Origin of the sequence: Jeotgalibaca ciconiae (genome assembly GCF_003955755.1) — a bacterium.
GTDB classification, from domain to species: domain Bacteria; phylum Bacillota; class Bacilli; order Lactobacillales; family Aerococcaceae; genus Jeotgalibaca; species Jeotgalibaca ciconiae.
In genome coordinates, this window is the sequence record NZ_CP034465.1 from 2,252,797 (window position 1) to 2,269,004 (window position 16,208).

General features: G+C 38.2%; 13 protein-coding genes and 1 other annotated feature. All 13 genes read left to right on the forward strand.

The window, feature by feature from the left end:
- Positions 1–48 precede the first annotated feature (48 nt).
- The 13 genes from polA (at position 49) to hemG (ending at position 16,096) form a co-directional block, all read left to right on the forward strand.
- Positions 49–2,700, forward strand: coding sequence for a DNA polymerase I (gene polA, locus EJN90_RS10475; protein WP_126111001.1), 2,652 nt, complete (start codon positions 49–51; stop codon positions 2,698–2,700).
- A 72-nt stretch (positions 2,701–2,772) separates the two neighbouring features.
- Entirely contained in the window at positions 2,773–3,627 is an 855-nt protein-coding gene (mutM, locus tag EJN90_RS10480; protein ID WP_126112429.1) for a DNA-formamidopyrimidine glycosylase, read from the forward strand.
- Positions 3,628–3,630: 3 nt separating this feature from the next.
- Positions 3,631–4,224, forward strand: coding sequence for a dephospho-CoA kinase (gene coaE, locus EJN90_RS10485; RefSeq protein WP_126111003.1), 594 nt, complete (start codon positions 3,631–3,633; stop codon positions 4,222–4,224).
- A gap of 70 nt (positions 4,225–4,294) precedes the next feature.
- Positions 4,295–4,798, forward strand: coding sequence for a transcriptional regulator NrdR (gene nrdR, locus EJN90_RS10490; protein ID WP_126111005.1), 504 nt, complete (start codon positions 4,295–4,297; stop codon positions 4,796–4,798).
- 2 nt (positions 4,799–4,800) lie between these two features.
- Complete coding sequence (locus EJN90_RS10495) at positions 4,801–6,231, forward strand: replication initiation and membrane attachment family protein (protein ID WP_126111007.1); 1,431 nt, start codon at positions 4,801–4,803, stop codon at positions 6,229–6,231.
- Positions 6,231–7,157, forward strand: a complete 927-nt coding sequence (gene dnaI / locus EJN90_RS10500) for a primosomal protein DnaI (RefSeq protein ID WP_126111009.1) — start codon at positions 6,231–6,233, stop codon at positions 7,155–7,157. Before EJN90_RS10495 ends, dnaI begins: the two co-directional genes overlap by 1 nt.
- Positions 7,158–7,217: 60 nt before the next feature.
- Positions 7,218–7,450: a binding site (T-box leader), on the forward strand.
- Between the two features lie 88 nt (positions 7,451–7,538).
- The gene (thrS, locus tag EJN90_RS10505; protein WP_126111011.1) at positions 7,539–9,473 is read left to right on the forward strand and encodes a threonine--tRNA ligase; all 1,935 of its coding nucleotides are present in this window, start codon (positions 7,539–7,541) and stop codon (positions 9,471–9,473) included.
- Between the two features lie 56 nt (positions 9,474–9,529).
- Complete coding sequence (locus tag EJN90_RS10510; protein WP_227872503.1) at positions 9,530–10,720, forward strand: amidohydrolase; 1,191 nt, start codon at positions 9,530–9,532, stop codon at positions 10,718–10,720.
- A gap of 329 nt (positions 10,721–11,049) precedes the next feature.
- The gene (gene infC, locus EJN90_RS10515; protein ID WP_126111013.1) at positions 11,050–11,571 is read left to right on the forward strand and encodes a translation initiation factor IF-3; all 522 of its coding nucleotides are present in this window, start codon (positions 11,050–11,052) and stop codon (positions 11,569–11,571) included.
- Positions 11,572–11,595: 24 nt separating this feature from the next.
- Positions 11,596–11,796, forward strand: a complete 201-nt coding sequence (gene rpmI / locus EJN90_RS10520) for a 50S ribosomal protein L35 (protein ID WP_126111015.1) — start codon at positions 11,596–11,598, stop codon at positions 11,794–11,796.
- 55 nt (positions 11,797–11,851) lie between these two features.
- The gene (rplT, locus tag EJN90_RS10525) at positions 11,852–12,211 is read left to right on the forward strand and encodes a 50S ribosomal protein L20 (RefSeq protein WP_126111017.1); all 360 of its coding nucleotides are present in this window, start codon (positions 11,852–11,854) and stop codon (positions 12,209–12,211) included.
- Positions 12,212–12,651: 440 nt separating this feature from the next.
- On the forward strand, positions 12,652–14,112 hold the full coding sequence (locus EJN90_RS10535; RefSeq protein WP_126111021.1) for an NAD-dependent succinate-semialdehyde dehydrogenase: 1,461 nt from the start codon (positions 12,652–12,654) through the stop codon (positions 14,110–14,112).
- 541 nt (positions 14,113–14,653) lie between these two features.
- Positions 14,654–16,096, forward strand: coding sequence for a protoporphyrinogen oxidase (gene hemG / locus EJN90_RS10540; RefSeq protein WP_126111023.1), 1,443 nt, complete (start codon positions 14,654–14,656; stop codon positions 16,094–16,096).
- Positions 16,097–16,208: the final 112 nt, after the last annotated feature.

Here is a 16,208-nt window from a genome sequence, read left to right on the forward strand (position 1 = left end):
ATAGAACAGTATCTTTCCGATAAAAACAAGAAAGTTGGGTTTTAAACAATGGCTGATAAAAAGAAATTACTATTATTGGACGGAAGCAGTTTGGCTTTTCGTTCCTTTTACGGACTTTTAGACTTAAACCGTTTTAAAAACCAAAATGGGTTGCACACAAATGCTCTTTTTGCATTTAATCGAATCTTAGAAAGGTTATTTCAAACGGAGGAGCCCACTCACATGTTGGTTGCGTTTGATGCAGGGAAAACCACTTTCCGTACAGAGTTTTATGATGAGTACAAGGGTGGACGCCAGACAATGCCATCAGAGTTAGCAGAGCAATGGCCTTACTTTAAAGTTCTGATTGAGGCAATGGGGAGTAAGACTTACGAACTTCCCAATTTTGAAGCCGATGATATCATTGGAACTTATGCTAGACAAGCCGAGAAAGAAGGCTTTGAAGTAGTAATTATCACGGGTGATAAAGATCTGACACAGTTGGCAACTGATCAGACTCGTGTCGACATTACGGTAAAAGGCGTCTCTGATTTAAAAGCTTATACGCCTGAATCCATTCGCGAAGAAATGGGAATTGAGCCGCTTCAAATTATCGATTTGAAAGGTTTGATGGGAGATTCTTCAGATAATTACCCAGGTGTTCGCAAAGTCGGTGAAAAGACCGCACTTAAGTTGATCAAAGAATATGGTTCTGTAGAAAATCTGTATGAACAAATCGATTCCATGAAAAAAAGCAAGATGAAAGAAAATCTGGTGGCAGATAAAGAAAATGCTTTTCTGTCTAAAAGATTAGCGACTATTGATTTGGATACGCCAGTTGAAATGGAATTAAACCAACTGACATTAGCGGAAAGAGACGCAGAAAAACTGGTTTCATTTTATCGTGAAATGAACTTTAATAGTTTCTTAAATGACCTGGACCATACAGAAGACGATCGATCGGATAGTTTTGAAGAGATTGTTTATGAAGCAGTGGAAACTATTACGGAAGATCATTTCAGTAATGAAATGGCTCTCTATGTAGAGATGTTGGAAGATAACTATCATTATGGGAAAATTGTTGCAATCAGCTGGGGAGATGAAAAGCATCTCTATACTGGGAAAGCAGAAGTCGTTCTGCAAAGTGACGAATTTAAAAATTGGGCGGAAGATCAAAGCAAAAAGAAATCTGTTTATGATGCAAAGCGTACGATTGCCATGCTTCATTATGCCGGGATCGAATTAAAAGGTGTGACATTCGATATGTTATTAGCCTCTTACATTATCAATACAAATGATAGCGGTCGTGATATTGCGGCAGTAGCCCAAGAATATCAGTATACAGATGTTTCTTTTGATGAGACCGTTTATGGAAAAGGCGCAAAAATCGCAGTTCCAGAAGACAATGCCATTCTATTTGAACATCTTGCTAGAAAAGTACAGGCCATTCTGAAATTGAAAACTCAACTAATTACAGAATTAGAAAAAAATAACCAATATGATTTATACTTTGAAATGGAATTACCGCTTGCAATGGTTCTTGCGGAAATGGAAATAACCGGTATCAAAGTAGAGCCTGAACAGTTGGAAAAAATGAAAGTTGAATTTTCTAAACGTCTGGAAGAGATGGAACAACAGATTTATGAAGAGGCTGGGGAAGAATTTAATGTCAATTCTCCTAAACAATTGAGCGTGATTTTATTTGAAAAAATGGGACTTACGCCGATTAAAAAGACAAAAACAGGTTATTCGACTGCAGTAGATGTGCTAGAAAAGTTAAGTGTGACTGTACCGATCGCTCAAATGATTCTGGATTACCGTCAACTTGCTAAACTTCAATCAACTTATGTAGAAGGTTTATTAAAATATATCAAGCCTGAAACAGGGAAAGTACACACCCGTTATATCCAAACATTAACACAAACGGGTCGTTTAAGTTCTACAGATCCAAATTTACAAAACATTCCCATCCGCATGGAAGAGGGAAGAAAGATTCGTCAGGCATTTGTTCCAGAAAAAGAAGGATGGAAGATATTTGCTTCAGACTATTCACAAATTGAGTTACGTGTGCTGGCACATATTTCTGGTGACGAACACATGAAAGAAGCTTTTATCGAAGGACAAGACATTCACACTTCTACCGCCATGCGTGTATTTGGCATTGAAAATCCAAAGGAAGTAGATGGAAACATTCGCCGCCAAGCCAAAGCTGTTAACTTCGGTATCGTCTATGGAATCAGTGATTACGGTCTTTCCCAAAATTTAGGTATTACTCGAAAACAAGCAAAAGAATTTATTGATCGTTATTTTGAGAAATATCCAGGTATTCAAGCGTTTATGGAAAGAATTGTGGAAGAGGCGAAAGAAAAAGGCTTCGTGGAAACATTATTCCACCGCAGAAGATACCTGCCGGACATCAAGAGCAGTAATTTCAATTTACGTTCATTTGCTGAACGAACGGCAATCAATTCGCCAATCCAAGGATCTGCCGCGGATATTATTAAAGTAGCGATGATTCGTATGCAAAAAGCAATTAAAGAAAAAAATCTTCAGGCAAAAATGCTCTTACAAGTACATGATGAGTTGATTTTTGAGTGCCCTGAAGAAGAAGTAGCAATACTAGAAGAACTCGTCCCGCAAATCATGGAAAATGCAGTTGATTTAACCGTACCGTTGCTTGTTGACAGCAATTACGGTGATAGCTGGTACGATGCTAAATAAATGAACTTGAAACAGGATAGAAAACAGATTATTTCTGTTTCCTATCCTGTTCATAATAAAGGAATGATAAGAATGCCAGAACTTCCAGAAGTAGAAGTTGTTCGAAGAGGGTTAAACCAAACGATTTCGAAAACTGTTATTACTGATGTTGATGTTTTTTGGAACCGGATGATTACACCACCTTTTTCTTCTGAAAAATTTAAAGAGGTCTTAATTGGCGAACAGATTCATACGGTTGAAAGAAGAGGGAAATATCTGATTTTTTTACTGGATCATTGGGCTATGATTTCTCACTTACGTATGGAAGGGAAATTTGAAGTTTCAAAAGCTGATGAGCCATTAAAAAAGCATACACATGTGGTATTTCATCTCAATGATAACCGTCAGCTAAGATACTTAGATGTACGGAAATTCGGACGTTTTGCTTTAGTTCCGATTGATAAACAGGATGAATATGGGCCGATTCAAAAATTAGGACCAGAACCAACTCCAGAAACCTTCAAAATATTAGATTTCCAAAATCGACTCTCAAAAACGAGCCGAGCAATCAAAACAGTTATTTTAGACCAACAGGTAGTAGCAGGGGTGGGTAATATTTATGCGGATGAATCATTGTTTGAAGCAAAAATTAATCCACAAAAGCCTGCAAATAAATTAAACGAAGAGGAAACCAAACACTTGCACGAAGCAATCATTGATGTCATCGGGCGTGCAGTGCAAGCAGGGGGTTCTACCATTCGTTCTTATAAGAATACCTTTGGTGAAGAAGGCCATTTTCAAGTCTTGTTGAATGTATATGGTAAAAAAAATGAAGCTTGTCCGCGCTGTGGAACACCGATTGAAAAAATTAAGGTTGGTCAAAGGGGGACCCATTTTTGTCCAAACTGTCAAATTTATATAGACGATGATAAAAAGGGGGCTCTCTAATCGATGTTTATCCTAGGATTAACCGGCGGAATTGCTAGTGGTAAAAGTACTGTTTCAAATTATTTAGCCAGTAAAAATATCCCTATTGTAGATGCTGATATCGGTGCTCGTGAAGTTGTAGAAGTAGGAACGGAAGGACTGCAGAGCATTGTTACCCATTTCGACAAGGAAGTTTTATCAGAGGATGGCAGTTTGAATCGCAAAAAGCTAGGAGCGATTATTTTTGATAATGAAACGAAAAGAGAATTGTTGAATCAGTTGCTAGGAACGAATATCCGTGAGTGGATTTTAACAAAAGTAGCTGATTATCGTCGACAAGATATCCCGTTACTCGTTTTGGATATTCCATTACTTTATGAAGCATCTTATCAAGAAGTTTGCGATGCTGTAATGGTCGTTTATACACCGCCTGAGATTCAACTAGAGCGATTAATAAAACGAAATGGATTAACCACAAAAGAAGCTCAAGACCGAATCAACAGTCAATTATCGATTGAAAAGAAGAAACAACTAGCAGATATTTTAATTGATAACAGCAACAAAATAGAAGATACCTATTTACAAATAGATGAATGGTTGGATAAAATGAAATTCTAAAACAATCCAAATAAAGACGGTTAATATGGTATACTTGCGGTAAAGAAATAGAGAGAAAGGGGTTAAGGAGATGCAATGTCCGAAATGTCACTATAATGGAAGCCGGGTCGTGGACAGCCGCCCCATCGATGATAATAACTCGATTCGTCGCAGACGAGAATGTGAGAATTGCCATCATCGTTTTACTACCTTTGAGAGAATTGAACAGTCACCATTGCTGGTTATCAAGAAGAATGGCACACGTGAAGAATTTAGTCGTGAAAAATTATTGCGTGGATTAGTTCGTTCAAGTGAAAAACGTCCGATTGCCTTGGAGCAACTGGAAGAAGTTGTCAATAAAGTTGAAAAAGAAATTCGTGCACTGGGTGAAAATGAAGTTTCAAGTCTGGAAATTGGCAAGCACGTAATGGATGAATTAGTAAAAATTGACGATGTGGCTTATATTCGTTTTGCGAGTGTATACCGCCAGTTTTCTGATCGCCAAACGTTTCTTGATGAGTTAAGAAAACTAGAAAAGAAAGACCCGGATGAAAACGAACCAGTGGATGCGTGGAATGATGGAGAGGATTCGTAAGAATGAGTTACCCTTGGAAAGATTTAAGCCCAAAAGATCCTTTGATTATCCGTCAAACCAATTTTATAACGAATATTGATAAAAAAATCATCACCTTTTTATATCAACCCATTATTGGACCGCAAGCTTATAGTTTATATATGACGTTATTGTCAGAAGTAGAAGAGGGCAGCTATCGTAGTGAACAGCGTCTTCATTCCGATCTTTTAACATTAGTGAGCGTTGGGATTCCTGAACTTTATCAAGCACGAGCACGATTGGAAGGGATCGGTTTGTTAAATACGTATTTGAAAGATGAATCTGACAAAACGTATATTTATGAGCCGTGCCCACCCCTTAGCAGTAAACAGTTTTTTGAAGATGACTTAATGAGAGTCCTTTTATTGGAACATATCGGCGAGAATAAATTACACTCTTTACAAAAAAAGTTCAGCTTTCCGATACTGGATAAAGCTGCCTATAAGAATATAACGAAATCATTTTTGGATGTTTATAATGTCTCTGCTGCTTCTTATCAGAAAAATGGTTTGATTGATCAAAAGGGACTAGCTTATATGGATGTAAATAATGGCAAGAAGCCACATTTGGACAATCAAACGTTCGATTTTAATTTGTTACAGCAATTGTTACAGAAAGAATTCTTTAGCAAAAATGCCTTAACAAAAGAAGTTCAAGAGAGCATTAACGTTTTTCATCATTTATTTGGAATAGATGAAATGGAAATGTCTCAATATCTTTTGAGAGCGACGGATTTAGAAACCGGAGAAGTGAATACAAAAGAGCTGGAACAAATCATTTTACAGTTATCTGTTAACAAACCGTATTCAAATCAGCGTATCCAAGATAAAGTGATGAGTACCATTGAACAGACAGAAACAAAAACAGAGAATCGGATAAAAGAGTTAACGAAAGCAGGTTTTTCAACGAGTGAAATCAAACTAATTTCACAAAGCGAGCGTATGACTCCTATCGCTTTTATTAGCAATATAAAAAAGCAGAAAAATGGAACGGTAACAGCTGCAGAGAAAAACTTGCTGACAGTTTTACTAGCTGAACATAAGTTGGAACCGGCCGTATTAAATATGCTCGTGTATTATTCGCTCGTTATTCAAAAACATCCAACGCTTATAAAGGCGATAGCGGAAACAATTGCCAATGATTGGACTCAGTCGAACGTTACCAAACCTGAGCAGGCAATTGAAAAAACAAAACAATTTGTTGGCCAGAAAAAAGCAGCTGCAGAAAAACGCGAAGAAAATCGTTCAGCTCGTTACTATGGGAAGAATGTTGTTCGCAAGGTGGAAAAACTGCCGGATTGGGCAAAAGATAATCAAGGACCAATCACGGAAGAGATGTTACCTGAAGATGTTCAGAAGAGATTCAATGAACGTTTGAAGAAATTTAGAAATAGTGGAAAGGCAGGAGATTCATGATGGATCATATTGGAAAAGGATTCCGAAATTATATGAGTCGTCCCGGTAATAGTGAGAAATTTGAAAAAATGGTTCAATCGATTCTTGCCGATTCCGATGTTCAGACGTTTTTATCGAACCATCAAGAACAAATTTCTCAAGAAATTATATCCAATAGTTATTCGAAGTTACATGAGTTTGTGCAAGAAAAACAGAAACTTGCTAAAGGGGAAGAAGGACAAAATCCCGGTTATATTCCTGAACTGGCATTGAATGCAGGATATATCGATGTAGTTTATATGCCAAGTCCAGAAACCATACGAAAAGAACGTGAGAAAGAATTAAGAAGCCGCATTAATTCCATTAATATTTCCAAAGACGCACGTTCGGCAACGATGGAAAAATTCCTGCCGACACAAGATCGCATGGAAGCTTTGGAATTGGCATTTGGTTTTGTTGAAGCGTATCATGAAAATCCAAAAGATTATCATAAAGCTTTGTATTTGCATGGACCTTTTGGAGTAGGGAAAACCTATTTACTTGGAGCGATTGCTTATGAGTTGTCCTTGCATGGTCATTTAACGACCTTGATGCACTATCCAACTTTTACACAAGAAATGAAAGCTTCAATTGCAGACAATAGTGTTCCTGAAAAATTAGATATTATCAAAAATAGTGAAATTTTAATGCTGGATGATATTGGTGCCGAAGTAAACTCTACTTGGATTCGAGATGAAGTTCTCGGTGTAATTCTACAGCATCGTATGCAAGAAAAGTTGCCGACTTTCTTCTCATCGAATTTAACTTTTAAAGAATTAGAAGGACATCTTCGGGTGGGAAATCGCGGAGAAGACGAACCGATTAAAGCAAAACGTTTGATGGAGAGAATCAAGTATTTATCAAAAGAAGTGACTATGACGGGGAAAAATCGTCGTTTGGAAGAATAATTTGATGAATTTCGCTTGCTTTTTGAAAAAGATAGTGGTTTAATATGGACAGATTATCATTATAAATCGTTGAGAAAGACATACAGAAGAAGCGCTTATTTTAAAGAGAGAGATGACTCGGTGAAACATCTCAATAACCTTTTTACTGGACCACTTTCGAGAGACTTTCTGAAATACTTATGAGTAAGAAAGACCGGGCACGCCCGTTACAGCGTTTGGAGAGTTATCAGACTACTTATTAGGACGATAACTGAATTTGGGTGGAACCACGTATAAAATTTAACGTCCCATTTCTGAGTGCGCTGCATTTAGGAATGGGATTTTTTTATTGTTTTATGCAAAAAGAAATCGTTCAGTATCAAAAAAGATGGAGGAAAAAAGATGTCAGAGATTAAAATTACTTTTCCAGATGGTAATGTGAAATCCTTTGAAAAAGGAATCACAGTGGAAGAAGTTGCCAAAAGCATCAGCAACAGTTTAGCGAAAAAAGGATTAGCCGGAAAATTCAATGGTGAATTAATTGATTATGTCCGTCCATTAACAGAAGATGGTACATTAGAAATCGTTACTCCTGACCATGAAGACGCACTAGGAATTTTACGTCATTCAAGTGCACATTTAATGGCGCATGCCTTAACTCGTTTGTTCCCGGGCATCCACTTTGGAGTAGGCCCGGCAATCGAAACAGGGTTCTACTATGATACAGATATGCCAGAACAGCTTGCAGAAGAACAACTGCCATTAGTAGAAGATGAAATGAAAAAAATTATTCGTGAAAATTATCCAATTGTTCGACGAGAAGTAAGTCGTGAAGAAGCGTTAGAAATTTTCAAAGAAGATCCTTATAAAGTGGAATTAATCACTGATTTACCAGAAGATGAAGTAATTACGGTTTACACCCAAGAGGAATTCACTGACCTTTGCCGCGGTATCCATGTTCCTTCTACAGGGAAAATTCAAGTATTCAAATTGCTTTCCTTAGCAGGAGCTTACTGGAGAGGGAACTCCGATAACAAAATGATGCAGCGTGTCTACGGAACAGCGTTCTTTAACAAAAAAGATTTGGCAGAATTCTTGAAAATGCGTGAGGAAGCAAAAGAACGTGACCACCGCAAAATCGGGAAGGAATTAGATCTATTTATGATTTCTCCTGAAGTCGGTTCAGGATTGCCATTCTGGTTGCCAAAAGGGGCAACGATCCGCCGCACAATCGAGCGTTATATCGTTGATAAAGAAACCAGTTTAGGCTACCAACACGTGTATACACCTATTATGGCAAATGTGGAATTTTATAAAACTTCCGGTCACTGGGATCATTATCATGAAGACATGTATCCACCAATGGACATGGGAGACGGTGAAATGTTAGTGCTTCGCCCAATGAACTGTCCACATCACATGATGATCTATAAAAATGATGTTCACAGCTACCGTGAGCTGCCGATTCGTATTGCGGAATTAGGGATGATGCATCGTTATGAAAAGAGCGGGGCACTTTCTGGACTGCAACGTGTTCGTGAAATGACTTTGAATGATGGACATACTTTTGTTCGTCCAGATCAAATTAAAGAAGAATTCCAACGTACACTTGAATTAATGATTGCTGTCTATAAAGATTTCAATATCACTGATTATAAATTCCGCTTGAGCTACCGTGATCCAGAAAACACTGAAAAGTATTTTGATGATGATGATATGTGGGAAAAGGCTCAAAAAATGTTAAAAGAAGCGGTTGATGAGTTAGGGCTTGAGTATTTTGAAGCAGAAGGCGAAGCAGCATTCTACGGTCCAAAGCTGGATGTACAAGTTAAAACAGCTATGGGATTGGAAGAAACTTTGTCTACCATTCAATTGGACTTCTTGCTGCCTGAGCGCTTTGACTTAACTTATGTTGGTGAAGATGGTGAAAACACGCATCGCCCTGTAGTTATCCATCGCGGAATCGTTTCTACAATGGAACGTTTTGTGGCTCATTTAATTGAGGTCCATAAAGGTGCTTTCCCAACTTGGTTAGCTCCCGTACAGGCAACAATCATTCCTGTTAACCTGGATTTACATTCAGATAAAGCATATGAATTAAAAGCAGAAATGGATCGTTTGGGAATGCGTGTGGAAGTGGACGACCGTAATGAGAAGATGGGCTACAAGATTCGTGCTTCACAGACACAAAAAATTCCCTACCAAATCGTAATTGGTGATAAAGAAGTGGAAGAAGGTACGGTTACGGTTCGTCGTTATGGTTCAAAACAAATGAACACAATGGCAAAAGAAGCGTACGTGGATTCTGTAGTAGACGAAATCAAAAATTTCAAATAAGATAATGATTAATCCCGAATGTATATTCGGGGTTTTTCTACAGAGAGGTGAACAAAATGTTGCGAGAAAAACTAATGAATTTGTTAAATGAACGAGAAGAGGAAATGATTGCTTTGCGCCGTTATTTCCATGAAAATCCTGAAACTTCCCATCAAGAATACAAGACAGCTGATAAAATTGCTGATTTTTATGCCGGAAAAGATGTCAAAGTAGAACGTAACGTTGGAAACGGTTTGGGAATTGTAGTAACAATTCAAGGAAATAAGCCAGGTAAAAAAATTGGCTTACGAGCTGATTTTGATGCATTGCCGATCATGGAAGAGACTGGTTTACCATTCGCTTCCCAAAATCCGGGCGTAATGCATGCATGTGGTCATGACGGACACACGGCGTATCTAATGATTTTAGCGGATTGTCTTATCCAATTAAAAGAAGAATGGTCTGGAACTGTTAAAATTGTTCATCAACATGCAGAAGAAGTGCCTCCTTCCGGTGGAAAAAGCATCGCTGAATCCGGTGTTTTGGAGGATTTGGATGAGATTTATGGCATTCATTTCTTCCCTGATTTTGAATTGGGAGAAATAAACTATACGAGCGGCTGGGCATTTGCTGGTTGTAGTGATTTGACAATTAAAATCCAAGGAAAAGGCGGCCATGGTTCTATGCCTCATTTAAGCAATGATGCTATTGTAGCGGCCTCTTCCTTAGTAATGAACTTACAAACAATTGTGTCTCGTCGTATCAATCCTTATGATATGGCAGTTGTGACGATTGGATCTTTTGAAGGTGTAGGGGCAAGTAACGTTATTAAGGACAACTTAATATTGCGGGGAGATGCCCGTTATATGGATATGGAAGTCGGCAAAAAAATTGAAAAAGAAATCCGTAATCTTCTTCGTGGATTGGAAGAAAGCTTTGGAGTGGAAACAGAAATGGAATACCTCTGGGATTACCCACCTGTATACAACCATCCAGAACAAACAGAAAAAGCAGTTCGAGCGCTGGAAAAATTCGGTATAGGGGAATACATGGAAAAAGCTGTCGCTGGGCCTGCTTCAAACGGCGCAGAAGATTTCGGCCAATATTTATTAAAAATTCCGGGAGCTTTTATGAACGTTGGCTGCAAACCAGATGCAGAAGAATGCTATATGAATCATCATCCAAAATTTGATATAAATGAAAAAGCATTGATTATTGCTGCCAAAGCTGTTGGAGATATTACTTTGACTGCTTTAGAAGAACAGTAGTACGATAGTCAGCTTGTGCTGACGGAACAAAATGCATGGCCGATGAATAAAAGAGAAATAGGTCTTGCAGAATATGAATAAGAGTAGTAAAATCATTCAAGGATGAAAAAATTGTAAAAACATTTGACATCAATGGAGATAAGTTGTATAATATAAAAGTTGAGAAATGTAAGCAGAGGCACCCGCTTCTCGCCTAAGTTGATAATTGTGTCCTTGGGCTTGATATGTACAAGTTTGTTGCAGTATGGAATACTGTGACTGAATTGGCGGGTACTTTATGTGCCCGTCAATTTTTTTCTGCCCTTTTCTCTCAAAAATCATGGAGGTGTATGACCATAGCTAAAGATATGATGGTAAATGACGGCATCCGTGCTCGTGAACTGCGAGTAATCGGTAGTGATGGTGAACAATTAGGAGTGAAAACAAAAGCGGAAGCTTTGAAATTAGCTGAAGCAGCAAACTTAGATCTCGTATTAGTATCACCGAATGCAAACCCGCCAGTAGCCCGTATTATGGATCACGGGAAATTCCGTTTCGAACAACAAAAACGTGAACGCGAAGCTCGTAAAAACCAAAAAGTGGTCAACATCAAAGAAGTGCGACTAAGTCCTTCCATCGATGAGAATGATTTCCAAACAAAATTACGTAATGCACGTAAATTTTTGGAAAAAGGTGATAAAGTAAAAGCATCGATTCGTTTTAGAGGACGTGCGATTACCCATAAAGAAATTGGACAAAAAGTCCTAGATCGCCTGTCATCTGAATTATCAGATGTTTCTACAATCGAATCCCATCCTCGTATGGACGGCAGAAGCATGTTCTTGATGCTGGCTCCAAAAGCAGAGAAGTAACGATTTATTTAGGAGGAAAGACTAATGCCAAAACAAAAAACACACCGTGGCTCAGCTAAACGTTTTAAGAGAACTGGTAACGGCGGACTAAAACGCTATAGCGCGTTTACAAGCCACAGATTCCACGGAAAAACTAAGAAACAAAGACGTCAACTACGTCGCCCATCAATGGTACATGCGTCTGATATGAAACGTATCAGCCAACAATTGTCCCAAATGAAATAATATAAACTAACGAATACAGAAGAGAATCGATTTGTTCTCATAAGGAGGAATTACCATGCCACGTGTAAAAGGTGGAACAGTAACACGCCAACGTCGTAAAAAAGTATTGAAATTGGCTAAAGGTTATTATGGTTCAAAACATACATTATTCAAAACAGCTAAACAACAAGTAATGAAATCTCATATGTACGCATATAGAGACCGTCGTCAGAAAAAACGTAACTTCCGTAAACTATGGATTGCTCGTATCAACGCAGCAGCTCGTATGAATGGTCTAAGCTACAGCAAACTAATTCACGGTTTGAAAGTTTCTGGTAACGAAATGAACCGTAAAATGTTAGCAGATCTTGCTGTTAATGATCCTGCAGCTTTCACTGCAATTGCAGACCAAGCTAAAGCAGCATTGAATAACTAATTTAAAACAATGAAAAAGCTAGCTCATTAACTTGAGTTAGCTTTTTTTGTAGACTAGGGAATTATAAGTTCAGCCATCAATGTCTAGCTCCCAAGTCCTGACCTAGTGAAAAAAAGATAAATTTGCCCCATTGCGCGCTTCGCTGCTCATTCAGGGTCAAATTTCCTATTTTTTCATAGGTCAAGGCGGACTTGTCCGCTTTTCTTACGTAGAAAAATTGCTGAATCCAAAAATCGAGTGGAAAAGTAAAGTACAGCGCCCAAATATCATCTGTACTTTAAAAAACAGCGAAAAAGTAAAGTACAGCGCACGAAATTCGTCTGTACTTTACTCTCGCACAAAACTTCCAGCAAAAGGATATCTAATTCAAATCTTTTGACTCAGATTTCAAGTGTGTTACGGTATTCATGTAAGCCATATCAGAAATAGGAGGGAAGTTTATGACGAAGGAAAGAAGTAAATTGCCAAATGTCCGTACTGAACTTTTTATTGATGGAAAGTGGAAAGATGGTTCCGAAGAGCGTGTTGCGGTTGTCAATCCAGCTACAGGAGAAGAACTTGTTAAAATAGCACAAGCCAATAAAGAAGATACAAAACGGGCCATTGAAGCTGCAAAAGTTGCTTTTCCAATTTGGGCGGGGATGGAATTAGCAGAGCGAGTGAAGATTTTGCATCGAATCGGTGATTTGATTGAGGAAAATGCTGATCGTCTTGCTTTAATCATGACCCTTGAGCAAGGGAAACCTTTAGCAGAAGCGAAGGCAGAAGTTCAAACAAACATCGAAAATATGCATTGGAATGCAGAAGAAGCTCGTAGAGTTTATGGAGAAACCATTCCGGCGCCAAATAATCATAAATTCGAAGTGAAAAAACAACCGGTAGGCGTTGTTGGTGCTATCACACCTTGGAACTTTCCGTCAAATATGATTATTCGTAAAATCGCCCCAGCGATTTCTGCAGGCTGCACGGTTGTTTTAAAACCAGCTAGCAGTACACCGTTATCTGCCATTGCGTTGTTCGAATTATTCGAAGAAGCAGGGTTGCCTGCAGGAGTGGCAAATTTAGTAATGGGATCCGCAAGCGAAATCGGAGAAACATTAACCGAAAGCAAAGATGTAAGGAAGTTAACTTTTACGGGCTCTACGAAAGTAGGACAATTATTATATGAACAATCTGGGAAAACATTGAAGAAAATTTCTTTAGAGTTAGGCGGACATGCACCGTATATCGTTTTTGCAGATGCAGCGATTGATGAAGCTGTTGATACATTGATCAAAATGAAATTTAGGAATAACGGACAAGCGTGTACTTCTCCAAATCGTATTTTTGTAGAAGAATCAATCAAAGAAAAATTTACAGAAAAAGTATTGAAAGCAGTCCAAAACGTAACGGTAGGAAGTGGACAAGAGGAAGTAGATGCCGGCCCACTAATCAATGAAGAGGCAAGAGAAACCATCGATGCGCAACTAAGGGATGCAACTGAAAAGGGAGCGAAGATTCTATTTGGCGGAAGCCGAATGGATGAAGGTGAATACAAAAATGGATTTTTCTATCAGCCAACTGTTGTGGATGGCATCACGCGTGACATGGATATTTTTTACGAGGAGACATTTGGACCGGTTATCCCGCTCTTATCATTCAACGACGAAGATAAAGTGATTGAAATGGCAAATGACTCCAATTTCGGATTAGCATCTTATTTCTTTACATCCGATTTAAGACGAGCTGAAAAAGTTTCCTCTGCCTTGGAATATGGGTTAGTAGGCGTAAACAATTCTGGCGTCTCTCAATCAGAAACGCCATTCGGCGGCGTGAAATTTTCGGGATTAGGTCGAGAAAATGGCCGGCAAGGGATTGAAGAGTTTCTAGAAATAAAATTTGTACATACAAGCTATTTGTAATAAAAAAGCTCTGTCATTTATGATGTGAGTGCCTCAAAGGGAGAGTAAGTGCTGAAGCGCTGACTCTCCTTTTTGTCATAGACTAGGGGATTATAAGTTCAGCCATCAATGTCTAGCTCCCAAGTCCTGACCTAGTGAAAAAAAGATAAATTTGCCCCATTGCGCGCTTCGCTGCTCGCTAACGCATATCATTCGACTAACCCGCTGAAGCGTGAAGTCTCCTGACAATTCAGGGTCAAATTTCCTGTTTTTTCATAGGTCAAGGCGGACTTGTCCGCTTTTCTTATGCTCGCTAACGCATACTGTTCGACTTTTTCGATGTGCTATGCATATCGTATCTATAAGCTGCTACAGCAACAAATTTCTCAGCGATTTGCCGAAATTCTTAGAGATTTATTTCTTAGGATTCTCGTACAAGGATGACTTCTCCACTTTTCTTGAATTTGTCATAAATTAGTCACACAAAAGTGTCTGCAACTAGAGTATGATTAGGGGGAATCTTGGTTTCATAAAAAAATTTACCGATGGAAAAGGTGAGTAAATGGAGCGAGCAAGAAAGAAAATTGCTATTATTGGTAGTGGGATAAGCGGATTAGTTGCTGCATATGAAGTGAATAAATATATTCAAAAAGAGCAACTGCCATTCGAAATTTTATTATTAGAGAAACGCCTTACGCCTGGAGGTTTGATAAAAACAATTGAAACTGAAGATGGATTTGTCGATGTAGGTGCCAGTAGCTTCGATATTCGTAAAAGTGATATCCGTCCTTTTCTTGAAGAACTTGGTCTGCTGGACCAAGTTCAATATAGCACTGGCGGAAAAATGGACCGATTTAGTGGACATGAGTTTATTAACATGGATAAGCCGACTTATCATGGAATTCCGTTGCAACTGAAAGATATTATGCACGATAAGGAACTCTCATTTAAAGATAAACTAGCGGTTATCGTAAACAGTTCATTTAACAATATGAAAAGAGGAACCGACCCCTGTATAACCACGGAAGAGTTTTTAGAATACCGTTTTTGTAAAGAAGTCAGTAGTTTAATCGCTTATCCAAATTATCCAGAAAATATTTATGGATCACTTGAATTATGTCCACCTCAATTTTTCGATTCGAATTTGGTTGAATTATTCGAATACTCCGATTCAAGAATGAAGATGAATCCAGAAGAATTAGAGTTTTATATGGACGGTTCAGGAAAAGAGTATACATTAAAAAATGGTCTCTCAGTCTTAGTGAGTCGTTTATTGCAAGATGTTCAATCGTTTATTCAAACAGATAAGTCAGTAACAGAAGTAACGCAAATTGACCAAGGAATTCATTTACTGAAATTGAATAAAAACGAAGAGCTTCGAGTAGGCAGTCTCATTTCAACGATCCCCTTATCAGAAAATTATCATCTTTTTAGTAAACGTTCTGGAAATGATGAACTAATACCTAAGCCTGTTCGGACGGGTATGGGAACTGTTTTATTCCAATTTCCCAAAGGAGTCATTGGCCGTTATCCACATGGTTATGGCTTCGTGATTCCCAAAAGGAGTTCTTATCATATTTCAAAAGCAATCTTTTTAAATCGGAAATGGCCGTCTTTTGAACATTCAGAATTTGATAATTTATTAATCGATATTGGGAGAAGACAGGAAGATACAATCATTGAATTGCCTGATGAAACGATTTTAGATTTTATTGAAAAAGAGTTACAAGAAATTTTGCAGCTTGACGGTACATATCATTACGCAAGAGTTTATCGATGGAGCAATGCAATACCTCATATTTCGATAGAAGAGCGCAAGAATCTAATTAAAAATGAGGCACAATTTGAAAAAGAATTTAACTCCAAAGGAATTTTTCTTGGGGGGAATGGTCTGCACGGCTACGGAATGAAGAACGCCATTCGGGAAGGCCAAATACTAGCAGTAAAAGCAATCGAATATATGAAAGAAAAAAATAATGCTTCGATTGAAGCTACCTCTCTATAACATTGAACTATAACAGCTTTTTGAACTGTTTCTTAACTAATAGAACAGCTTTAAAAAGCTTTTTTATCGAAAAAAGTCATGTAAATTCAAAGCTTCGTGTTATACTAAAGAA